This window comes from Colwellia aquaemaris, assembly GCF_057548755.1.
Genome location: NZ_BAAJLV010000002.1, coordinates 429,898 through 452,870, shown reverse-complemented (window position 1 = coordinate 452,870; position 22,973 = coordinate 429,898). Strand labels below are relative to the sequence as shown.

General features: G+C 38.0%; 16 protein-coding genes and 1 tRNA gene. 9 read left to right on the top strand and 8 right to left on the bottom strand.

Features of this window, described 5'->3' with window-relative positions:
- Nucleotides 1-38 precede the first annotated feature (38 nt).
- Together AC27HL_RS08305 and AC27HL_RS08300 are read right to left on the bottom strand one after the other, a co-directional pair.
- On the bottom strand, nucleotides 39-890 hold the full coding sequence (locus tag AC27HL_RS08305) for a L,D-transpeptidase family protein (RefSeq protein WP_487080505.1): 852 nt from the start codon (nucleotides 888-890) through the stop codon (nucleotides 39-41).
- 96 nt (nucleotides 891-986) lie between these two features.
- Complete coding sequence (locus tag AC27HL_RS08300; RefSeq protein ID WP_487080504.1) at nucleotides 987-2,504, bottom strand: CYTH and CHAD domain-containing protein; 1,518 nt, start codon at nucleotides 2,502-2,504, stop codon at nucleotides 987-989.
- 206 nt (nucleotides 2,505-2,710) lie between these two features.
- Between AC27HL_RS08300 and AC27HL_RS08295 the strand changes: the two genes are divergently transcribed.
- Together AC27HL_RS08295 and AC27HL_RS08290 are read left to right on the top strand one after the other, a co-directional pair.
- Entirely contained in the window at nucleotides 2,711-3,310 is a 600-nt protein-coding gene (locus tag AC27HL_RS08295; protein ID WP_487080503.1) for a TIGR04211 family SH3 domain-containing protein, read from the top strand.
- A gap of 52 nt (nucleotides 3,311-3,362) precedes the next feature.
- Entirely contained in the window at nucleotides 3,363-4,868 is a 1,506-nt protein-coding gene (locus AC27HL_RS08290; protein ID WP_487080502.1) for a capsule assembly Wzi family protein, read from the top strand.
- Nucleotides 4,869-5,147: 279 nt separating this feature from the next.
- On the opposite strand, the gene AC27HL_RS08285 is transcribed toward AC27HL_RS08290, so the two are convergent.
- Both AC27HL_RS08285 and AC27HL_RS08280 read right to left on the bottom strand, forming a co-directional pair.
- Complete coding sequence (locus AC27HL_RS08285) at nucleotides 5,148-6,194, bottom strand: CDP-glycerol glycerophosphotransferase family protein (RefSeq protein ID WP_487080501.1); 1,047 nt, start codon at nucleotides 6,192-6,194, stop codon at nucleotides 5,148-5,150.
- Nucleotides 6,195-6,210: 16 nt separating this feature from the next.
- Nucleotides 6,211-6,978, bottom strand: coding sequence for a glycosyltransferase family 2 protein (locus AC27HL_RS08280; RefSeq protein ID WP_487080500.1), 768 nt, complete (start codon nucleotides 6,976-6,978; stop codon nucleotides 6,211-6,213).
- A 436-nt stretch (nucleotides 6,979-7,414) separates the two neighbouring features.
- On the opposite strand from AC27HL_RS08280, the gene leuA reads away from it, so the two are divergent.
- From leuA to AC27HL_RS08255, 5 genes are all read left to right on the top strand, one after another.
- A complete protein-coding gene (gene leuA / locus AC27HL_RS08275) occupies nucleotides 7,415-9,013 on the top strand; it encodes a 2-isopropylmalate synthase (RefSeq protein WP_487080499.1) in 1,599 nt (532 codons plus the stop codon).
- 59 nt (nucleotides 9,014-9,072) lie between these two features.
- Nucleotides 9,073-10,185: a 3-isopropylmalate dehydrogenase gene (gene leuB / locus AC27HL_RS08270; protein ID WP_487080498.1), complete on the top strand. Its 1,113-nt coding sequence runs from the start codon at nucleotides 9,073-9,075 to the stop codon at nucleotides 10,183-10,185.
- Between the two features lie 2 nt (nucleotides 10,186-10,187).
- Nucleotides 10,188-11,606: a 3-isopropylmalate dehydratase large subunit gene (gene leuC, locus AC27HL_RS08265; RefSeq protein WP_487080497.1), complete on the top strand. Its 1,419-nt coding sequence runs from the start codon at nucleotides 10,188-10,190 to the stop codon at nucleotides 11,604-11,606.
- Between the two features lie 2 nt (nucleotides 11,607-11,608).
- Nucleotides 11,609-12,205: a 3-isopropylmalate dehydratase small subunit gene (gene leuD, locus AC27HL_RS08260; protein ID WP_487080496.1), complete on the top strand. Its 597-nt coding sequence runs from the start codon at nucleotides 11,609-11,611 to the stop codon at nucleotides 12,203-12,205.
- Nucleotides 12,206-12,376: 171 nt separating this feature from the next.
- Nucleotides 12,377-13,582: a cyclic di-GMP phosphodiesterase gene (locus AC27HL_RS08255; RefSeq protein WP_487080495.1), complete on the top strand. Its 1,206-nt coding sequence runs from the start codon at nucleotides 12,377-12,379 to the stop codon at nucleotides 13,580-13,582.
- A gap of 59 nt (nucleotides 13,583-13,641) precedes the next feature.
- On the opposite strand, the gene AC27HL_RS08250 is transcribed toward AC27HL_RS08255, so the two are convergent.
- Nucleotides 13,642-15,249 (bottom strand): AAA family ATPase, encoded by a 1,608-nt coding sequence (locus tag AC27HL_RS08250; RefSeq protein WP_487080494.1) that lies wholly within the window; start codon nucleotides 15,247-15,249, stop codon nucleotides 13,642-13,644.
- Nucleotides 15,250-15,385: 136 nt separating this feature from the next.
- On the opposite strand from AC27HL_RS08250, the gene AC27HL_RS08245 reads away from it, so the two are divergent.
- Nucleotides 15,386-16,651: a multifunctional CCA addition/repair protein gene (locus AC27HL_RS08245; protein ID WP_487080493.1), complete on the top strand. Its 1,266-nt coding sequence runs from the start codon at nucleotides 15,386-15,388 to the stop codon at nucleotides 16,649-16,651.
- 124 nt (nucleotides 16,652-16,775) lie between these two features.
- On the opposite strand, the gene AC27HL_RS08240 is transcribed toward AC27HL_RS08245, so the two are convergent.
- Together AC27HL_RS08240 and fahA are read right to left on the bottom strand one after the other, a co-directional pair.
- A complete protein-coding gene (locus AC27HL_RS08240; RefSeq protein ID WP_487080492.1) occupies nucleotides 16,776-19,412 on the bottom strand; it encodes a TonB-dependent receptor plug domain-containing protein in 2,637 nt (878 codons plus the stop codon).
- 573 nt (nucleotides 19,413-19,985) lie between these two features.
- On the bottom strand, nucleotides 19,986-21,308 hold the full coding sequence (fahA, locus tag AC27HL_RS08235) for a fumarylacetoacetase (protein ID WP_487080491.1): 1,323 nt from the start codon (nucleotides 21,306-21,308) through the stop codon (nucleotides 19,986-19,988).
- Between the two features lie 362 nt (nucleotides 21,309-21,670).
- Here fahA and trhO point away from each other — a divergent pair, with 362 nt between their 5' ends.
- On the top strand, nucleotides 21,671-22,645 hold the full coding sequence (trhO, locus tag AC27HL_RS08230; RefSeq protein ID WP_487080490.1) for an oxygen-dependent tRNA uridine(34) hydroxylase TrhO: 975 nt from the start codon (nucleotides 21,671-21,673) through the stop codon (nucleotides 22,643-22,645).
- A gap of 157 nt (nucleotides 22,646-22,802) precedes the next feature.
- Here the strand turns inward: trhO and AC27HL_RS08225 are convergent.
- Nucleotides 22,803-22,878, bottom strand: a tRNA-Phe gene (locus AC27HL_RS08225).
- Between the last annotated feature and the right edge of the window lie 95 nt (nucleotides 22,879-22,973).

Here is a 22,973-nt window from a genome sequence, read left to right as displayed (position 1 = left end):
GGTATCGCTGTTCGTTCTAGGTAGTGTTATCGGTGTTATTAGTAACTTACTAGTTCGTTGACTAGCCCTGTTGCCTGGCTAACTTGCTCTAGTAAAATTTTTTTATTATCAACACTACTGCCAACAAAGCTTGTTACCGCCTTAGTAATAGCTTGCTTTGACTTACCACCATCAGCAGTTAACGGACTGTGCACTTCTATTAGTTTTTTCGTTGGTTCATATGACATTTTAATACTTTGATCGACAATTCGTACTGGGGTACCAATTGCAACATGCTCAAATAGCCACTTAATATCGTCATCATATAAGCGTATACAACCAGAACTCGCTCTCATACCAATACCAAATCGTTGATTTGAACCATGCAATAAATAAACGCTTGTGCCAAGCCTTAAGGCATATTTTCCAAACGGGTTATTTAACCCTGCGGGAACCTCGTCGGCTAAATGCTTACCATGCTTGGCAAAATATCGTGCTTTCATTTCTTGAGTAGGACGCCAAACAGGGTTTTGCCTTTTTTCACTAACATAACTGACTGTTTTAGGTGTTGCTAAACCTTGGCGACCGATACCAACAGGAAAAACATGAACACTCTCAGCATTAGGTGGAAAATAGTATAAACGCAGTTCCGATAAATTAATGATAATCCCTTCTCGCTTACCATACGGCAATAACATTTCATTTGGGATAGTTAACGTATGGCCAACTGAAGGTAAGAATGGATCTACATTGGGATTTGCAGCCATTAACGCCAGAAAACCTACATTATATTTTTCAGCAATTTTTTGAAAATAATCACCTTTTACCACCTTGTGATATTCAAGCTTGCCAATTAGCCGCGAGTCTTGACTTGGCAATTTATACTCTGTTGCAATACTACTTGTTACCAAAAAGCATAGCAAAACACTGAAAAACAGAAGGAAATACTTGATGCCATTGCTGAAATTCACTAACAACTCTAACTTACAGCAGTGTTGATAGCTCACTTATAGCGGCTCATGCCAATAGGGTGGCATGGCAGTCGCCATTGCTTTAGTATTATCTAAAGCCGTTAACAAACCATCAACTTTACTTCTTTGCCATAGCACTAGCTTCTTCGGTGGTTGTGAGAGTTTTTCTAGCTGCTGCTGAATAATCCACAAAGATTGTAATTCACTGATCCCTTGTTGTAAGTCTAGCCAAGGTCGACGAAACCTATCCCGTAGCTCGTGATTAAACACCCCTGAAAGCCATGTACCGGTTAATAGGCTTCGATAAAGTAATTTACTTTGCGCTATGTATTGCTCACAATTAAAACTAACTGCGCTTTTCATCTCATCGCTAATTTCACTTAAACTAAACTGAATTCTTTCTCGTGCAAACTGAACTAACTCACTACGAGACTCGACATTGCCTGCAGTGGCTGATTCTGCGCGCATCAAATACAATTTTAAAATATCGAGTTGCAACTGATTAAAACGACTTGAATGCAATAATTGGCTAATATCATCATGATTAGGGAAACGTCGTTTAGCTATTTTAAGCTGCTCAATAAGCTGCTCGCTATAATCAAGTTTCTTCCGATAATTACCAGTTTTATTAGTTAATTCTTGTAAGTTTATCGCATTATCGACCCAAGCAAGTAAATGAACAAAATAACTCAATTCGTTTCTTATACTTAATTCTGCTGTTGTTAATTGTGCTTCAAATAACCAAAATCCATGACGAATAACCGCCAGGCTTGCTTTAATTTTTGCTAAGTCAATTAATGATTGGCTAGCTAAATAGTCAGCGGTATTTTGTTGTAAGTCTGTTAAGCCTCTATTTAAGCCTAAATTAAATGCACTTTCGATTGAGTCGGTACGGGAATCACATATAAACAATGCAGGTATATTGGTTTCTTCTTGCGTAATATTGCGCCACAATGCGTAACCTCGTGCAGCTTTACTTTTAATTCCGGGGCGCATAGGAAACTCATCAAATAAAATCTGCGCTAAATCAAACAACACCTCTGTCGAGCCGGTAACCAACTCAATTTCAATTTCACAAATACTCTCACTTTCCCCCCCACTTGCTATCACGCCTAAATCCAGAGCAAGCTCTATTTGATTATCGTTTTCGTCTGTTATTAACCAAATATTACGGTTGAAATTAGTACTAAAGATGGAGATTAGTGCATTTTGCAACTCTGCGACAGATTGCTGAGGGTGCCAAATCTCATGAGGAAACATTGACAATATAGGAAATTTACCTTCAATATCGATATTATATTCTGGTCTGCTATGTAAGCCACCAACAACTTGCCCTGCCGTTTTAATTGTTTGTTCGTTACAGCCATTATCACAACGAACTCGTAAGCCCATATCAAATTTTCGCAAGTTTAGATCTGCGGTATCAAAATAACTATTAGTCAGTTGTTTTTCTTTAAAAGTAAACTCAATATTTTTTTGTCTAAATACTTGGCTGATTTGTTCTGCCGTTACTTCAGCTACAACTAAATATTTAAGCTCTATTTCCGTGGTCATATCATTCCAATACTATTAATCAATCAGACTTACAATCGCTAAGGCTTTATTTTAAACCATTAGTGAGAAATATTTACGCTAATATTACAGGATAAATATTTTATATCAAAAATCTCCGCATTCTAGGCAATCATCACTTGCTATCATTACAGCAAAGTCCTACTATCTTTGCCATTCACTGTTTAAATGGCGCTATTGGTTACTTAATGATGAACATAAAACAATTTTCCTTTGCACTCGTTTGCTCCCTGTCTTTTTTATCTAGTGCCGATTCGGCCGAAAGTAATACTTCTGATGGCTATATTTCCGAAAATTTATTTATATATATGCACTCTGGCGCGGGAAAAAATTACCGTATTCTTGGTACAATAAATTCTGGTGATAAAATTCAATTAACCGGTGAAAGTAATAATGAATATAGCCAAGTTATAACAGATAAAAACAAAACTGGGTGGGTTGAAAGTAAACACGTTACAACGAAACCTGGTATGCGTTATGTAATTGCAGATTTAAACGAAAAATTAGCCAGTTTTCAAGCTCAAACAGATGCTGTAGCAACTCAGCTTGAGGGAGCTCGCAGCCAAATTGAAGCGCTTAAAGCCGAGCGAAGTGATTTGCAAAACAATATTGCAGCATTAAATATGGAATTAACTGAAACTAAATCGCAATTAAAGAGTCAAGATACTGACATTAAAAAGCAATGGTTCTTTAATGGCGCTATAGTTCTCGGCATTGGGCTGCTGTTAGGACTTATTGTTCCTCGCCTATTTTCTAGAAAAAAGAGCAGTATGGAAAGTTGGGGTTAACCCGTCTTTAAATTAGTACCAAATAAATTGTAACGAAGCAGAGTCACCTTAATTGAAATCAAAAAATTTACTTTTCGCAATTATTCTTGTTAGTTTTTATTCATCGGCTGAACCATGGATAGATACGTCAAATATCTACTTACGTACTGGTATTCAAAAGCTTGCTGACGCAGGCTATATTAAAACACCAGTGACAACATTTCCTTTAATGTGGATAGATATAGGAAGAGATCTAAAGAATATTGATTACCTGACCTTAAATAGCTCTGAAAAACAAGCATTCGATTATGTTAGTTATCAATTCAGACTTGCCAAAAAAAACCAAAAAAAGTTAGAGTTTAACGCAGCGAACAAAGACAAACGTTTTACAAGCTTTGGTGAGGACTTTAGAGATAAAAATAACCTCAGATTTCAAACTAGCTTTATGACCAATAATTTTGCCGCTTCAATATCGTCAAGCTACACATTTGACCCGAGAGATAATAAAAAAAGCCGATTAGATGGTAGTTATATTGCCGGGTTCGTTGGAAACTGGGCATTATCTATCGGTAAACAGGATAGATGGTGGGGGCCAGGGTGGGACAGTAATTTAAGCTTAACAAATAACGCAAGACCAATTCCTGCATTAGCGATATCAAGAAGATCCGCAATTCCTGTCGAGGTTCCATTTACAGATATCCAAATTCCATGGACAGTAACCTCTTTTATGGGGGTTATGGATGACAACCGAATCATAGAAGATACTCTTTTATGGGGCTTTAGGCTTAATTTCAAACCAATAGAAAATCTAGAGGTCGGCATAACTCGCTTAGCCCAGTGGGGAGGAAAAGGAAGACCAAACAGTTTTAGTACATTTTTTGATTTATTAATTGGTAAAGATAACTGCGGTGCTGGTGGATTAGATTGTGGTGTAAACAAAGAAAATGAGCCTGGTAATCAACAAGCAGGTTATGATTTACGCTATTCTCTAAATATTTTCGAGACTCCTGTAGCAATTTATGGACAATATTTTGCTGAAGATGGCGACAACAACAATTCTTTGAACTTTTTAACAGAACCGCAAATTCAAGTGGGCATAGATACTCAAGTTAACTTATTTTCCGCTCCTACTTCAATCTATCTAGAATATACAGATACTTATGCTGATTGTACTGACACTGATAATAGCGACCTAGGTAATTGTTTCTACGAACATTCTACTTATCAAACAGGAATGCGTTACAACCAAAGAACATTAGGAAATTTATATGATAATGATGCTACTACTGTCGTTTTAGGTTTTATTGCATCAATAGATGCCAATACTAAACTTACAACCAAAGTTCGCCATTTGCAGTTAAACAAGGATAATAATGATAAAGCACCTACAAACCCTATTATTGGAAATCCGCTAAGCAAAGTATCTGAAGAAATATTAATGGTTTCATCAAAGCTTCAATATAGTTATAAAAATTGGCGTTATACTGCAGGCATTGATCTTAGTAAGTCTACTTTTGAAAACCCAATCAATGACAAACATAACGCAAATTTATTTTTAAAAGTTGAATATAACCTTTAAACTTATTGAAAAATAATTGATATTTTAAAAAAGCTTATCAAGTAATAGTAACGAGCAATATATTTTTATAAAATATTATTTCTCAATAGTTATCTCTTTAAATTAATGTCAATTATGGGAGTTAAAGTCTTATTCTTAGAATAAGAAAAGCTAGTTGAGATACACTTGTATATCTTCATGGTGCGCAATTTTAAGCTACTCTCATTCTAGATACATATAATGATTAATCAATTAATAGATTCCATTAGGGTATCTGTAACCATTTCTACATCATAACTTTTAAGATATCTTCCAATAACCAAGAGCTTTCCTTAATTTTAATTCCCTAATTACATTTAACGGTTTAGAGTTCTTAGCTCTTCTGCCACTATTAAGCATGTACTCAACCATATCTAAGATTCGTTCAGAGGCATTTCCATCTTGATTCGGATGAGTTTGTTCTATATAAAAATTAATTTTTTCCAATAACTTATCAGGTCTTTCCAATGCATAGGCTAATGAACCTTCAAGCTTTTCAGGATCAGATATATTCACTAGATAATCATTCGGGGCGATATTATTAAAAGTGACAACAGGTTTCCCTTGTAATAAAAACATAATCAATACGGAAGAAGTGTCACATAACATTACATCCGCTTTTTGCAATAAGGGAATGATATTGTCTGTCTCAACAAATGTTAAATGTTCACCTTGAATTGACTTATATTGCTCGACAATACTCTTTTCCATCTTAGGGTGAAACTGCACTAACCAATTCCACTTGCCTGTTTGGCTTAATTCTTTAATTTTATTAAATAAAATTGGAGCACAGGTCAAATTACGGGAAAATGTAGAACACATCAAAATAGTCGGTTTGGTACTAATAGCTTTATCAGCAATCTTAAACAAAGGATCTAATGCTGGCCATCCGGTTTCTTTAACTAAAAAATGAAGATGCTTTTCTGCAAGCTCTTGAAACCTAAATGTAGTATTTGGTCCTTGGGTGCAATAAAGATCGAAACAGCCTCGAATATTAAAATGATCTTCTTTACCTTTTCTGTTTAACTTTCCAGAGTTAAAGCCATGAAAAACGGCAACCTTTAACCCTGGAATAAAACTAGGCACTGTATTACCTGGTACAAAAACCGCAACGGGATTATACTTTTTAATAGCAGAAATCGACGTTACTTTAATTTCTTGAGGCTTCAAAAAAGAGTGATTAATTTCACTTCCATACAGAAACCATCTAACCTCATCACCTCTAGCATTAATTGCTTGTTGTAATGGCCGTAAGATCGCAAAACTATAGTTTTGACTTATAAAAAATAAATACTTTTTCTTTGTCATAATTAAAATTTTAAAACTAAAGTTTATCTTCTTGCTCTAAATACCATAAGCCTGCATATTTATTAAATGATGATTGTGCGAAGACCATTGCCATCATTAACCCTCTACTGCCATCTAGAAAACCTAAACGAATGATGTAAATAAGAAAAAATGTCCAAATAGAACGAATTACAGCAAAATAAACACCTAAACTTGGCTTTCTATTCTTACGATACTTCAGCGTTGTTTCCCATGCATATAAGCGGGTTTTACTCATAAAATGCTCAAAGTTCCTCAAAGAATTATGCATTAATAATCCTTTCTTCAAAGTAGAAACCTTACCTTTAGTTACCACATGAGCATGAACAACAACTTTGGTAATATCTGCTCCCTCTCGTTTAAAAAGCCTTTTAGGTGCCCTAGATGAACGACCATATTTCATTAACTTTCCAAGAATAATATTTCCCCAAGGTAATTTAAAAGCAACCTCCTCTAAATTTGGGTTTGATAGTTGGCAGGTAATTTCCGCTTTCATTTCTTCATCAAGATATTCATCAGCATCAATAATCAGCACCCAATCACAGGTGGCCTTTTGTAACGCACGGTGCTTTTGAAACCCATCGCCAGGCCAGTCATCTGTCACCCATACTTTATCAGTATACTCCTTGGCTATTTTAACTGTATTGTCAGTACTTCCAGAGTCAAATAGTATAATTTCATCAGCAAACCCCTTTAAAGACTCAAAACAGGGCCTAATTCTATCTTCTTCATTTTTACTAATTATGATTGCTGAGATTGTACGCATTTTATAACCTTGCTTCTAACGATTGATAAACATAGCAAGCTAGTTGCTATTGTTATTGACAATAATAACATCAAAACAGCGTCAATTAATTATAATATTCACCAAATTAACAAAGTCATACATTTTTAATTGGATGAAAAAGAGCTTGAATCACATTTTATTTATCAAAAATCTATTGACAAAGGTTCCTCTACTAGGATACTAATACCCCACTAGTTATTAAATATTTTAATCACTCATATAAAACAAAATAAAAAATGACAAATTTTTCACGCATTATTCGAATTAACCTCCTCCTCGCATTATCCATGCGCGGCTAGGTTTTATTGCTTGAAAAATAAATAGATAATAAATAAAACTCTGAACCCGCGCTAATAATCGCGGGTTTTTTTATGCCCGTAATTTAGTTCGAACTAATTAATATTTAGGATAAAACATGGGCATAGACAATAACAAAGTCATTATTTTTGACACCACATTACGTGATGGTGAACAAGCATTAAACGCTAGCTTATCAGTTCGTGAAAAGCTGCAAATAGCCCATGCTATAGAACGTTTAGGTGTTGATATTATGGAAGTGGGCTTTCCAGTTTCATCTCCTGGCGATTTTCAATCGGTGCAAGAAATCGCACGAACAATAAAAAATTCACGTGTTTGTGCCCTAGCTCGTGCGGTAGAAGCCGACATCAAAGCCTGTGCTGAAGCATTAAAACCTGCTGCACAATTTCGTATTCATACCTTTATTTCAACTTCTGATGTTCACGTGCAGCAAAAATTGAAGAAAGACTTCGCTGATGTGGAAGCTATGGCAGTGCATGCGGTTAAGTATGCGCGAAAATTTACCGATGATGTTGAATTTTCGTGTGAAGATGCTGGACGAACGCCAATAGATAACTTATGTCGCATGGTTGAACAAGCTATTAAAGCGGGCGCAACTACCGTGAATATTCCTGATACGGTTGGCTACACCTTACCTTACGAATTTGGTGGCATTATTAGTAATTTATATAATCGTGTACCCAATATTGACCAAGCTATCATTTCAGTTCATTGCCACAACGACTTAGGCTTAGCTGTTGCCAATTCAATGTCGGCGGTACAAGCTGGTGCTAGACAAATTGAATGTACTATCAATGGTATTGGCGAGCGCGCGGGCAATTGCTCGCTTGAAGAAGTAGCAATGATCATGAAAACTCGTCAAGAGCTACTTGGTGTTCACACGCAAATCAACCATCAAGAAATCGCTCGTACATCTAAATTAGTGAGCGAACTTTGCAATATGCCAGTGCAACTAAACAAAGCCATCGTCGGTGGTAATGCGTTTAGTCACTCATCAGGAATTCATCAAGATGGCATGTTAAAAGCCAGCAATACCTACGAAATTATGACCCCTGAAAGTGTCGGCATCAGCAAAACAAAACTAAATTTAACATCTCGTAGTGGTCGCCATGTTATTAAACACAGAATGGAAAGTTTAGGTTACCAAGAGTCTGACTATCAACTTGAACAACTTTATAGTGATTTTTTAGCCTTAGCAGATAAAAAAGGCCAAGTATTCGATGATGACCTAGAAGCATTATTATTTAATATTCAACAACAAGATCAACAAGACTTTTACCATTTGCAAACGTTGAATGTACAAAGTGGTGGTAGCGAGTTCGCAACATCGAGCATCAAACTAGCTATCGGCGATGAACATCAAATTATCTCTGCAACAGGTAATGGCCCTGTTGACGCGCTATATCGAGCAATTAAAAAAGCTGTTGATATCGAATTTGAAGTCAGTGATTACAAAATATCAAATAAAGGTGAAGGTGAAGATGGCTTAGGTAAAGCTGATATTGTGGTTTCGTGGCAAGGCAGAAATTTCCATGGTTATGGTTTAGACACCGACGTCATCAAAGCATCTGGTAACGCATTAGTTAATGCACTCAACGCAATTCATCGCGCAATCACCATAGCTGAATTAAAAACAGAACGCGAAACAGAGCGTGCCAGCGAGCTTAGCAAAGCTGCCACTAGTAACCAACCGTAATGCTTCTAGCATTTCGATAAGAATAACGTTATAACAATTGAGTAAGTAGGTTGAAGAAAATGTCGAGAGTAGCAATATTAGCCGGAGACGGTATTGGGCCAGAAGTTATGGCGCAAGCAGAGAAAGTTTTAGCCAAGGTAGCCGAGCAATTTAATTTTGAAATCAGCACTAGCCATTATGATGTGGGAGGTTGTGCAATAGATAACCATGGCCAAGCCCTTCCACAAAGTACGATTGAAGGTTGTGAGCAAGCTGATGCAATATTATTTGGCTCAGTTGGCGGCCCAAAATGGAGTGACTTGCCACCAACAGAGCAACCAGAGCGTGCCTCACTATTAGGTCTACGCGGGCATTTTGGCTTATTTTGTAATATGCGCCCCGCCCAACTGCAAAGTGCAATGTCGCACTTATCGCCATTAAGAGCGGATATTTCTCAGGCAGGCTTTGATATTTTGGTGATGCGTGAGTTAACAGGCGGAATTTACTTTGGCGAGCCAAAAGGACGACAAAATCTAGGGCAAGAAAATGAAGCCGCCTTTGATACTATGATCTATTCTCGCAAAGAAATTAGCCGTATTACTCATTTAGCTTTCCAGGCAGCACAAAAACGTCGTAACAAAGTTATCTCTATTGATAAAGCCAATGTATTAGCTTCGTCACAATTATGGCGAGAAGTTGTCAATGAAGTGGCAAAACAATACCCCTCGGTGACGCTTGAGCACATGTATGTTGACAATGCAGCCATGCAGTTGGTGCGTTACCCGGAACAATTTGACGTTATGTTATGTTCAAATTTATTTGGCGATATTCTTTCTGATATTTGCGCCATGATTACTGGCTCAATGGGCTTATTGCCATCGGCAAGCTTAAATGAGTCAGGTTTTGGCATGTATGAACCCGCCGGCGGTACAGCGCCAGATATTGCAGGAAAAGGCATTGCTAACCCAATCGCACAAATTTTATCTGCTGCATTAATGCTACGACACAGTTTAAACCAAGCAGAAGCAGCTAACGCCATTGAAAATGCAGTTGCAGCAGCACTAAATGCCGGCCACTTTACCGGCGATCTTTTAAGTGAAACAGACCGTCATCAAGCCAAGTCTACTAATGAAATGGGCGATATTATTTGCCAATTTATTTCAGCACAACAACCTTCACAAGGAGCAAAGTAATCATGGCTAGCACCTTATATGAGAAATTATGGCAGCAACATGTCATTGAAGAGAAAGCTGGTGAAACTCCGTTAATTTTTGTTGACCGACATTTGATTCATGAAGTGACATCACCACAAGCGTTTGCCAATTTAAGGTTTCACAAGCGCCAGCTTCGTCATCCTGAGCGCACGATAGCGACCATGGATCATAACATTTCAACCCGTTCTATCGAGATAAATGCCGCAGGTGAAGGCGCAGCAAACCAGTTACGTACCTTGGAAAAAAACTGTAAGGAATTTGGTATAAAGTTATTTGGCATGGGCCATAAAAACCAAGGCATAGTTCACGTAATGGGGCCAGAGCTTGGTTTAACTTTGCCCGGCACGGTGATTGTATGTGGAGACTCCCATACCGCAACGCATGGTGCTTTTGGTGCCTTGGCCTTCGGTATTGGCACCTCAGAAGTAGAACATGTATTTGCAACACAAACACTACGCCAAACCAAAGCTAAAACCATGAAAATTGAAGTTAATGGTCAAGTCGCTGCGGGCATTAGTGCCAAAGACATTATTTTAGCCATTATAGGAAAAACCGGCAGTGCCGGCGCTACAGGTTACGTGGTTGAATACTGCGGCGAAGCCATTGAGCGTTTATCTATGGAAGAGCGCATGACAATCTGTAATATGAGTATAGAGTTTGGTGCAAAAGCCGGCTTAATAGCGCCTGATGCTACCACATTTCACTATTTAAAAGATAAAGAATATGCCCCTAAAGGTGATGTTTGGCAGCAAGCCGTAAACGATTGGCAACAACTAAAGTCAGACCCAGACGCTGTATTTGATAGTTACTTAACCCTTGATGCTAAAGAAATCAAAACCCAAGTAACTTGGGGTACAACACCGGGACAAGTGACACAAATTGACAGCATAATTCCTTCACCTGAAGATTTTGATGACCCAGTAGAAAAAGACTCTTGTGCCGCAGCACTAAAATATATGGGCTTAACCGCTGGCACAAAAATTACCGACATTAGTATTAACAAAGTATTTATTGGCTCTTGTACAAATTCGCGTATTGAAGATTTACGGGCCGCCGCAACTATTGCCAAAGGAAAAAAAGTTGCTAAAACTGTTGATGCTATCGTAGTGCCTGGCTCGTATCGTGTTAAAGAGCAAGCTGAAGCTGAAGGTTTAGCACAAATTTTTATTGATGCTGGTTTTGAATGGCGGCTTCCAGGTTGTTCTATGTGCTTAGGCATGAATGACGACGTTTTATCCGAAGGTGATCGTTGTGCGTCTACAAGTAATCGAAACTTTGAAGGTCGTCAAGGCCGCGGCAGTCGTACCCACTTAGTTAGCCCCGAATTGGCGGCAGCATCTGCAATAGCAGGTCACTTTGTGGATTTAACCAATACATCATCAAAAACAAAAGGCGCCTAATTATGGAAAAGTTTACACAACATAAAGGTTTAGTTGCTCCTTTAGACGCAGCAAATGTCGATACCGACCAAATTATTCCAAAACAGTTTTTGCAAAAAACAACTCGTACTGGATTTGGCCAGCATCTGTTTCATGACTGGCGCTATCTTGATGCTGCAGGAAAAGAAAACAACCCTGAATTTATTTTAAATAGTTCAAAGTACCAAGGCGCAAGCATCTTGTTAACTCGAGAAAATTTTGGTTGCGGCTCCAGCCGAGAGCATGCACCGTGGGCATTACAAGAGTACGGATTTAAGGTCATCATAGCTTCAAGTTTCGCTGACATTTTCTATGCAAACTGTATTAACATAGGTATTTTACCTATCAAGCTTGCTGAGCAAACCATTGAAAAGTTATTTCAACAAACACAGGATAATGTTCAACACTACGATATTGATTTACTTAACAATCAGGTCAAAACCGCCAATGGAAACTTGCCATTTTCATTAGACGACTTTCATCAATATTGTTTAGAAAACGGTGTCGACAGCATAGGTTGGACATTGAATAAAATTGATAAAATAAAAAGTTACGAAGCCAACATGCCCGCTTGGCAATAACTAAAAGTAAGGTCCAATTAAACATTTTATTTTATTGGGCCTTTATTACTACGCTATGTCCTTTCTATAAGGAGATACAACAAGAATTCAAATACTTATTCAATTAGTCCAAGTTTATTTTTAAGCGCTATAATATCAATATTGCAGCAGCTATAGTAATAAGGAATTGAAATGGCAGAAGAACTCACAAAAATAGCACTTTCCAAATTAACCGTTGGAATGTATGTGGTGAGTATTGTCAATCCCAAAAAAAATCTCAATGTAAAATCTGAAGGCTTTATTTTACATAATAAAACTATTGAAAAGCTTAAAAAAGCAGGAATAAAGCAAGTAACAATCGACCCATCAAAAACTAAATCATCTACCTCAGAAGCCAATAACAACATATTTGTTCCAAAAGAAGAAACCAAAACACTAGCTAGGAAAAAAGCGTCATTTGGCGCTGAAATGACTAAAGCGAAAAAGCTATACAGTAATGCAAAAACATTACAGAAAAAGCTGCTCGATGATATTTCAAAAGATAAACAACTCGATATGGACAGTGTTAACGATACTACAAATGCCATTGTTGACTCTGTATTTAGAAATGAAGACGCCTTATCCTGTTTGTCTCGCTTGCGAATTAAAGATGAATATTTAATCGAACATTCATTAAATGTCGCTATTTTGATGAGTATTTTCGCTAAACATTTAAAAGTTGAAAAATCTATAATTGAACAACTGGCGCTCGGCGCTTTTATGCACGACATTGGTAAAATAAACGTCCCCGATCATATTCTCCACAAACCAGGCAAGTTTACTGATGATGAATATGAGCAAATGAAAAAGCACGTCGACTATGGCGTTGATATCTTAAATCAAGAAACGGCTATATCTGATATTGCGCGCAATGTTGTTCAAAAACATCACGAACGTATTGATGGCCAAGGTTACCCGAATAAATTAGCAGCCGAGCAAATCGACACTTTCGCAAGAATGATTGCCATAGTCGATAGCTACGATGCGATGACAGCCGACAGAGTATATAAAAAAGGTATGGCGCCAATTAAGGCATTTAAAATTCTTCGCTCAGACGCAAATAAAGGTTACGACAGTGAATTAGTTGAGCAATTTATTTTATGCCTTGGTATATATCCGATAGGCACTTTAGTGAAACTAACCAGTGGCAAGCTTGGCTTAATTAGTCAACTTAATAACAATAAGCCGTTAAATCCATTTGTTAAAGTTTTCTACAATACCCGCTTAAATCAAGCAATCGCCATTGAAGAGATAGATCTTAGTAATAATAAATACCAAGACCAAATTGAATGTTGTGTTCGTCCAGAAGAATTTAACCTTAACTTAATCGGCTTTTTCAAAATGGCCTTTGTCGATTAAATAACAGCTACACCTTCACTAATTGCGAATACTATACTGACCACTAAAAATTAAAATTATCAATTCCAAGAAGACAAAGCTGCCATACTGAACTTTTCACCTCGAAAGCTTAATATAACTTTCTGCGGTAAAATTTCATTTAATAGTAACTCTCGGCCGATATAATCACCTTCGTAGCGATCTCGGCCATTTACACGCACCCAGCCTTGCCCGTCACTGGCATAAATGTGCATTTCAAATTGCAGTGAAGGCACGCCGTCTTGCACCCAAGTAGGCATTTGGGTTAAAGGAGAAATATTTGACGATGACGAACTAGGCAGACTGTCCTCTAGCACAGATTGTTGCTTGGTTTCTTCAATAGCCGACTGAAAACTTGCTAATAGCTCCTCAGAAACACCATCTGTGGCCTCAACGACAAAATCATCATTCGCCTTTTGGGCAGCATATGCTGCTTCAGCAGTATTATTCTTGTTAACTATGCTAGTGTTTTCTTGTTTTGCAAGCGCCTGTATTTGATCACTTTGCTTGGTATTTGTTATTGCTACGGGTTGGCTAGCACTATCGAGCTGCTGGACACTGGCCTCAATCGCCATGTTTTCTGTGTTATTAGCAACAAACTGTGATTCATCGACTTGCTTAACACTTTCTGCACCTTTATTTTTTTCAGCTGCCAGCTGCTCATCAACTTTAGTATCTAGCGCTGGCGAGGTTTGCGGTACAACTGTTTTATCTACAAAGCTTGCTCCTTGTTTAAACTGAGCACCCCACCAAATGCCTGCAGATAAAAATATTGTAAGTAATGCCGCGACACTACCGTATTTAAACAATGAACTTTGCCACCAAGGCGTCAACCGGTACTCATCGCCAAGAGCGTCATGGGCCGCCTGTAAAACAATTTTTCGATTTACAACAGCATTATTACTATTATACGCATTCATCAGTGCACGTTCAGCCAACAAATTCATTAAACGAGGTATACCTTTACAGGTTTTATGAATTGCATTTACCGCACTTTTATCAAAAACATTGCGAAAACACTTTGCAACAGAAAGTCGATGTTTAAGATATTGATCAACCTCTTGACGATTAAGAGGCAATAAGTGGTACCTTGCTGTGATCCTTTGCGCAAGCTGACGAAGATCACGCCGTTGTAAAAGTTGTTGCAACTCAGGTTGGCCAATAAGTATGACCTGTAGTAGTTTTTTGGTGTTAGTTTCAAGATTGGTTAACAATCGCAATTGCTCCAACACTTCGGGCTGTAAATGCTGGGCCTCATCAATTATCAATAAAGTATTGGTATCTTCATTGTGATTCTTAAGTAACTTCTGCTGAATTTTATCGGTTAATGTTTTTAATGTTGCGCCAGTTTTACGGTAACGAATTTTCAACTCATCACAAATCGTAGCTAATAATTCTTGGCTTGATAATGTTGGATTAAGAATAAATGCCGCTTGCGTATTCTCAGGCAAATTTTCCATTAAACGACGGCTAATGGTTGTTTTTCCTGTGCCGACTTCCCCAGTTAAGAGTACAAAGCCTCCGGTATCACCTAAGCCATAGGTTAAGTGATTTAGTGCCTCTCGATGACGATCACTCATAAATAAATAATCAGGATTAGGCGCAATAGAAAATGGTTTGTCCTCTAAACCAAAATAACTTGTATACATAGAAAGTCTTAGCTAATGAATTGACCCAATGAAATTAACCTGAACCTAATCATATGTCAAAAAGCTAGAGTAATTATGATAAGCTTTAGCTGTAAATTTTTCGATATTATCCAATTTCAGGAGTCTGTTTTCCTTAATGCAAAATTCAATGCAATCTCTTAATTACTTTTTAGTTGGCGGTGCCGTACGCGATAAATTATTAAACCGAGAAGTTGTCGATAATGATTATGTCGTCGTCGGTTCAACCGTAGAAGAAATGTTGCGGCTAGGATTTTCACAAGTAGGTAAAGACTTCCCTGTTTTTCTACATCCCGAAACGAAACAAGAATATGCCCTAGCACGTACCGAAAGAAAGTCTGGCTCGGGCTACACTGGCTTTGAATGCGATGCGTCTAGCAAGGTTACTTTAGAAGAAGATTTATTACGGCGAGACCTAACCATTAATGCCATGGCGATGGATGAGAATGGCAATATTATAGACCCATACCAAGGCCAAGCTGATATAGAAAACAGAGTGCTTCGTCATGTATCTACGGCTTTTATCGAAGACCCACTGAGAGTATTGCGTGTTGCCCGCTTTGCTGCTCGTTTCCATAACTATGGTTTTACCATTGCACCTGACACATTAGCACTAATGACAAAGCTAAGCGAAAGTGGCGAACTATTAAGCTTATCGGGGGAACGTGTGTGGCAAGAAATGGAGCGAAGCTTAGCTGACGAAAATCCAGAAATATTTTTTAAAGTACTATATGAGTGCCAAGCACTTAAATCACTGTGGCCTGACTTACATAATTTATGGGGAATTCCAAACCCTGAACGCTGGCACCCGGAAATATGCTCTGGTATTCATACCATGATGGTGCTTAAGCAAGCTTCTTTGCTATCGAAAAAAACAACTATTCGCTTTGCTAGTGTTTGTCACGACCTTGGCAAGTCATTAACAAAAGATGAAAAATTACCATCTCACCCTGGACACGAAACAGCAGGCTTGCCTTTAATAGAGGAGCTGTGTAAGCGTTTAAGAGTGCCTACTATACATAAAAGCTTAGCACTTAAAGTTTGCCAATTTCATTTGCATTGCCATAAAGCATTTGAGTTAAAAGCAAACACAATTTTAAAGCTATTTAATCAGCTTGATGTTTGGCGAAAACCAGAGGAATTTGATGACTTCCTGCTATGTTGTCAGGCAGATTTTACTGGTCGTTTAGGCTTTGAAAATCGTAACTATTTACAAAAAGAGTTTTTATTTGCTGCATTTGAGCTATTAAGTAAAGTTACCGCGAAGCCTTTTGTTGAACAAGGCCTAAAAGGGTCAGCAATCAAACAAGCAATTACCGAGAAAAGGCTAGCCGAGCTAAAAGTATTCAAGCAATTATTTATAACTAAGCATGCAATAAAGTAGAACTATTCAGTAAGTTTAATTTCTGTTTTTATGCCGCTAAGCCATTGCGTAACATCATTATAATCATACAATAAAAAAAGCCATATCAAATGATATGGCTTTTTAAATCTAAGTAACTTTACTATTAAAAGTTATAAGTTGCTTTAACGTAGTAGAAACCACCGTTGTAATCAAATGGGCCACTTTCGTAGTATTTAGCACCTACAACTGAGTAGGCACCGCCATTTTTCTGTAGCTCTTGCGCTTCTTCATCAAAGATGTTGTTCGCTCCAGCTGATAGAGTCCAGCTATCATTTACAAAGTAACTCACTTCTGCGTCTATTGTATACGAAGAACCTACTGTTTCTGACCAACCGTAAGAACTAAACTCATCAGGCTCATCAGCATGTGTCGCAAACCATTCACCAAAATAGTTCGCACGTACAAACATACTAATGTTTTCCCAACTTTGCGCAACGGTGAAAGTTGCACGATGTTCAGGGATACCCTCTTCTAAACGACGTACTTTAAAACCAGATGTAGCAAAAGTTAATTCACCTTTATCGTCTAAAACTGGTAAACCTGTTTTAGGGTCAATGGTAGGCTTTCTGTTTTCCACTTCTGTTTTATTGTAGTTATATGCTAGGCTTAATTTTGTATCTCCACCAAACAGTTCCATGCCATAGTTAGCAACAATATCTACCCCTTGGGTTTTCGTGTCAAAATTATTAGCAAAATACGTAATTGAGCCGCCCAATAATAATTCAGGGCTTGGGTAATCACCTTGTAGTGCATCAACATCATCTTGATCTATGAAGAATTTATCAGTTTGTGCGACACGATCTGTTACTTCAATATTATATGCATCAATTGTCATAAAGAAGTCCCCAGATTGATAAACAAGACCAATTGCATAACTAGTTGATTCTTCAGGTTGCAACTCAACACCACCTTTCTGAACAGATACAACATGTGTTGGCGGGAATGTCGCTGATTGAATTAATTCGCCATTTACTAAAGATGTTTGGGTATTTACAACATTAGCTTGGCCCACTGTCGGTGCTCTAAATCCTGTGCTATGAGAACCACGAATAGATAATTCATCTGTTAGTTGATATTGTGCAGTCAACTTATAATTAGTTGTATCACCAAATGAAGAGAAATCTTCATAACGTAATGCAGCACCTAAAAGTAATCCTTCAGTTACATATGCTTCAACATCAAGATAAGCAGCTATACTTTGACGCTTATTAATACCTTGAGATTCTGGTGAGAAACCAGCAAAACCATGCGAACCTACGCTAAAACCTTGTGTTGCTAGTGGGCCCTGAGCCCAAGAAGCTTGTTCCCCAGAAATAATTTCAAAGCTTTCTTGACGCCATTCAAAACCAGTTGCAACATTAACAGGCTCTTCTAACCCCATATCAACGCTTTGTGTTAAATCAGCATTAAATGCTTTTTCCAACTGAATATATGAACCTGCTTCAAAACTATTACCTGTCTGGTCAACGTTTAGAGCCCCCATTGAAGGATTAACGGTATTAGCTAGTGTATAAGTCGATTTATTACGACCTACAGACCCACTAATGTCATAAAAGGCTTCATCTAAAAAGCCACCTTTAATTTCGCCACGTGTTCCCATTGTTAATGATGTATCATTAATATCGCCCGTAAACTGCGGTGTATAGCCACCAGGGAATAACTCATTAAATGCCCAACAATTATCGTTATTTTCTACACCATCAATATAGTCTTGCTGAGTTCTAACATCAGCAGCCGTTATAGCAATGTTAGGACAATCAGCTGCATTACCATCCATAGCCCCCACTAGCAAATTACCGTCGCCATCCGTAAATACACCACCCCGATTTTGCGGATTACGATAGTAATACCCACCTGTTGCTACTCGATCAGAGTAGTTACCGAACATGTAAAACTCTTTATCATTTCCTAAATCCAATCCAACATTTGCAAAAAGTGTAAGATCATCATCAATTTCCGGATTACCCCAAACTTGTGCAGGGGTATTTACCGATGTATTGCCCGCATCAATCAAGCCTTGTGCGTCGGGTCGTTGCACACTTCGACTTGTTGCATCAGCAGTTTTATATTGAAATGACATATTAACAAAACCATCATCAGTAAAAGGCAAACCAAGGTTACCATCTACAACAAGTTGAGTTCCGTCACCTTCATAATATTCACCGTGGCGTACCGACATAGAACCGCCGTCAGCATCATCTTTCAATACGAAATTCATCACGCCAGCAATCGCATCTGAGCCATATTGCGCAGCTGCACCATCACGCAAAACTTCAACCTGTTTTAATGCTACTGAAGGAATAACAGAAATATCTGGACCTTGCGCACCATCATTCACCCCACCACCTTGGAACGCAATAACCGATGCACGATGACGGCGTTTACCGTTTAAAAGTATTAGAGTTGAATCTGATGACAAACCACGCAAGTTTACTGGCCGAATAAATGAAGCCGCATCTGAAATAGGTTGCTGACGAACGTTAAATGAAGGTACTGCAGCTTGAAGCATATCTAACATATCACTTGAAGCATTTTTACCTAGTTCATCACCACCAACAATATCAATTGGTACAGGTGATTCAGCAACAGAGCGAGGAGCAGAACGTGAACCAACAACCGCAATACGTTCAACGTCTTCAGTTTGTGCTGCTTCTTCAAAACCAGCAGCAAAACTAGGAGCAGTTCCTAGTGCTAAGCCCACGGCAAGGGCTAACGTACCAGTACGAAATTTAGTAGACATGTTATTTCCTTCCTAATATTTGAAAAGTATTTTTATAATTTTGTATTTTTATAATTATGTTTTTATATAGTTTTATTTAGCCAATTAACTCACCAATTCACATTGACATTATTAATAATAGCGTGAATAAAGCAAAAGGCTTGATTATTTATAAAACAGCTAAAAATTCTTTACAAGTAGGTTATTTGCAATATGCGTAGTGCCAGAGATTTAAATTGAAAAAAATAGCAAAGATATACGAAGTACACGAATAGTTAGATTAACAAATGTAACCAACCTGTAACCAACACCCCGTGCGGTTTATAGGGAAAGTTTCAAACAAGCAACATGCGAAATACTTCGTATTAAAATATTTAATTGCTGAATAATTAATCAATAAAAATAAATTGAACTTTTTTTATTTCAACAATAGCCATACAAATAATATGGTTGAATTTCCATCAACAAGGTTAATAACTTGTTAAAACATTGCTGCTTTGAAAATTTGAGACACTGAAAATTTGGTAGCAGAAACAAAAAAGCTCCTATTGAAGGAGCTTTAATTTCTAGTAATAAAGGGTTAATTTTGTAGCATTAACTCGCAGGTAAAATTGTTGCGCTTACTTCACCAAAGCCGATGCGAGCAGCACCATCTTTTTTACACCAACCTGTCATAATGACACAGTCACCATCTTCTAAGAATGTCCGTGTTTCACCATTTGGTAACTCAATGGGCTCTGAGCCAGCATTTGACAATTCCAGCATAGAACCAGCTTCTTCCGGATTAGGCCCAGATTGAGTGCCGCTACCAAACATATCTCCCGCTCGCAAATTACAGCCATTAACTGTATGGTGTGCGACCATTTGCGCCACAGTCCAGTATGAATCTTTGAAATTAGACTGTGATAATTGCACTGGCGCTTGTGCAGCATTACGCATACTTTCTGTTTCAAGTGATACTGCTAAGTTCATGTCAAGTGAGCCGAATTCACGGTTGTCTTTAGACTCTAGATACGGCAAAGGTTGCGGATCTGCTTCATCACGAGTCCACTTTGATTGATATGGAGCCAATGCCTCAGACGTTACAATCCATGGCGAAATAGTAGAAGCGAAACTTTTCGACAAAAATGGCCCTAAAGGCTGATATTCCCAACCTTGGATATCACGCGCTGACCAATCATTAAATAAACAAATGCCAAAAACGTGATCATTTGCATTATCAATACTGATTGGCTCTCCTAACTCGTTGCCGTTACCAATAAAAATCCCCACTTCCAATTCATAATCTAAGCGTTTACATGGACCAAATGAAGGCTCTGTTGCGGTTGGTGCTTTTGTTTGGCCTTTAGGGCGTTTAAAGTCATTACCAGAAATTTCAATTGACGATGAACGACCATGGTAACCAATTGGTACCCACTTATAGTTTGGTAATAAAGGATTATCTGGACGGAATTTTTTACCAACTGATGTTGCATGATGAATTGACGTATAAAAGTCAGTGTAATCACCGATTTGACATGGTAAAGCATATTCGGCATCGGCCTGCGCAACTAAACACGAATTTATTTTTGCCTCTAATGCTGAGCCATTTGCTAATGCTTGCGATAACGCTTTACGTAATGCGCTCCAATAGCGCTTGCCCATAGCCATAAAGTCATTCAGTTGTTCTTTAGTACAGGCTGCTAATGCCGCTTGTGCATCACCCTCAAAAACATTCAACGCATGTAAGGCTTTTAGATCGACTATTTGGTTACCAATAGCCACGCCACCGCGAAACTCCTCAGAGTCTGATTTTCTCTTGAAACTTGCAAAAGGCAAGTTTTGAATAGGAAAATCACAATTTTCATTATTTGCAGACTCAACCCAGCTATTAAGTGCTGGATTGTGAGTTTCATTAAGTAAATTAGTGTTAGGCATTTGCTAAACAACTCCAAAGTAAAAGAATTAAATTACGTTTTTATAATACGCATATCATAGTTTATGTCAGCAATATTACATCAAGCACAGGTAATATGGCTATGCCCAGCAAATATACTTAGCGATTGACTGTCAACAAATTGTTGCAGAATCATGTTTACATTCATTTAGCGTAATATCAGACTAAATTTTCAAAGATTTACCCTAGAAACAAGAGATATTACTTTTTATTTGGCGATTTTTTGTTAAAATTCCGCGCGATTTATTTTGACATAAGTCACATTACCGCTTGCTATTGAATGTAAGTATTTATCAATCTACAGCTCCTGATTTACTATCAGGCTCGCTCAATGGGTCAATTTATGAATAATATTACCGTTTGTGCTTTGTACAAATTTGTTCGCTTAGAAAACTTCGAAGCTATTAAACCTACGTTACTCAATGTTATGGAAGAAAATAACGTTAAAGGCACACTATTATTAGCACTTGAAGGAATTAATGGCACTATTGCCGGCCCAAAGGCCGGTATCGACAATGTACTAGCATTTCTTAATAGCGATAAGCGATTAGCAGGCGTATCTTTTAAATGCTCTTACCATCAAGAAAACCCTTTCCAACGCACTAAAGTGAAACTGAAAAAAGAAATAGTGACCATGGGCGTTGAAGGAATAGACCCTAACCTAACCGTAGGCACTTATGTTAAGCCGAAAGACTGGAATGCTTTAATCTCTGATCCTGAAGTTTTACTGATTGATACACGTAATGACTACGAAGTAGAAATTGGCACCTTTGAAAATGCAGTTAATCCGAATACTGAAACATTCCGTGAATTCCCAGAATATGTCGCAAAAAACTTAGATAAAAACAAACACAAAAAAGTAGCCATGTTTTGTACTGGTGGCATACGTTGCGAGAAATCGACCGCATATTTGAAAGAACAAGGCTTCGAAGATGTTTACCACCTTGAAGGCGGCGTATTGAAGTACCTTGAAGAGGTTCCAGAGCAAGAAACTATGTGGCAAGGTGAATGTTTTGTATTCGACGGTCGAGTTGCCGTTAATCATAACCTTGAGCGTGGCCAATATGACCAATGTTTTGCATGTCGATACCCAATTACTGAAGAAGATAAAACCAGCGAGCACTATATTCAAGGTGTTAGTTGCCCTCGCTGTTATGACAAGTATTCAGAGCAACAAAAAAGTCGTTTTCAAGAGCGTGAAAAGCAAATTAATTTAGCAAAAGCGCGTGGAGAAGAACATATTGGTGGCGGGATAAAGCAAGTCATTGCTGAACGCCGAGCAACAAAGAACGCCAATAAACAAGCACAAAAAAGTTAATTAATTTACGAACCAACCTACTAATAGCCCGCCCTTGAGCGGGCTTTTTTATCGTTAAAATTTATTGGTAGTTTAATACACGACAGTGACTAAATTTCAGGCAATAAAAAAGCCTTTACACATTAGTGTTAAGGCTTTCAGATCCCGAAGGAAAATATGGTGCCTTGACCCGGAATCGAACCAGGGACACGAGGATTTTCAATCCTCTGCTCTACCGACTGAGCTATCAAGGCACTGTCTTAATCAACGATTAAATAAGCTTTCGCTGCAAAAGAGGCGACATAATATAGTGATTTAAGTAACGTCGCAAGCCATTTTTGTAAGTTTT

Coding starts and splice junctions, on each gene's coding strand:
- AC27HL_RS08300 (WP_487080504.1), bottom strand. CDS start 2,504: ATGACCACGGAAATAGAGCTTAAATATTTAGTTGTAGCTGAAGTAACG.
- AC27HL_RS08295 (WP_487080503.1), top strand. CDS start 2,711: ATGATGAACATAAAACAATTTTCCTTTGCACTCGTTTGCTCCCTGTCT.
- AC27HL_RS08285 (WP_487080501.1), bottom strand. CDS start 6,194: ATGACAAAGAAAAAGTATTTATTTTTTATAAGTCAAAACTATAGTTTT.
- AC27HL_RS08280 (WP_487080500.1), bottom strand. CDS start 6,978: ATGCGTACAATCTCAGCAATCATAATTAGTAAAAATGAAGAAGATAGA.
- leuA (WP_487080499.1), top strand. CDS start 7,415: ATGGGCATAGACAATAACAAAGTCATTATTTTTGACACCACATTACGT.
- leuB (WP_487080498.1), top strand. CDS start 9,073: ATGTCGAGAGTAGCAATATTAGCCGGAGACGGTATTGGGCCAGAAGTT.
- leuC (WP_487080497.1), top strand. CDS start 10,188: ATGGCTAGCACCTTATATGAGAAATTATGGCAGCAACATGTCATTGAA.
- leuD (WP_487080496.1), top strand. CDS start 11,609: ATGGAAAAGTTTACACAACATAAAGGTTTAGTTGCTCCTTTAGACGCA.
- AC27HL_RS08255 (WP_487080495.1), top strand. CDS start 12,377: ATGGCAGAAGAACTCACAAAAATAGCACTTTCCAAATTAACCGTTGGA.
- AC27HL_RS08250 (WP_487080494.1), bottom strand. CDS start 15,249: ATGTATACAAGTTATTTTGGTTTAGAGGACAAACCATTTTCTATTGCG.
- AC27HL_RS08245 (WP_487080493.1), top strand. CDS start 15,386: ATGCAAAATTCAATGCAATCTCTTAATTACTTTTTAGTTGGCGGTGCC.
- AC27HL_RS08240 (WP_487080492.1), bottom strand. CDS start 19,412: ATGTCTACTAAATTTCGTACTGGTACGTTAGCCCTTGCCGTGGGCTTA.
- fahA (WP_487080491.1), bottom strand. CDS start 21,308: ATGCCTAACACTAATTTACTTAATGAAACTCACAATCCAGCACTTAAT.
- trhO (WP_487080490.1), top strand. CDS start 21,671: ATGAATAATATTACCGTTTGTGCTTTGTACAAATTTGTTCGCTTAGAA.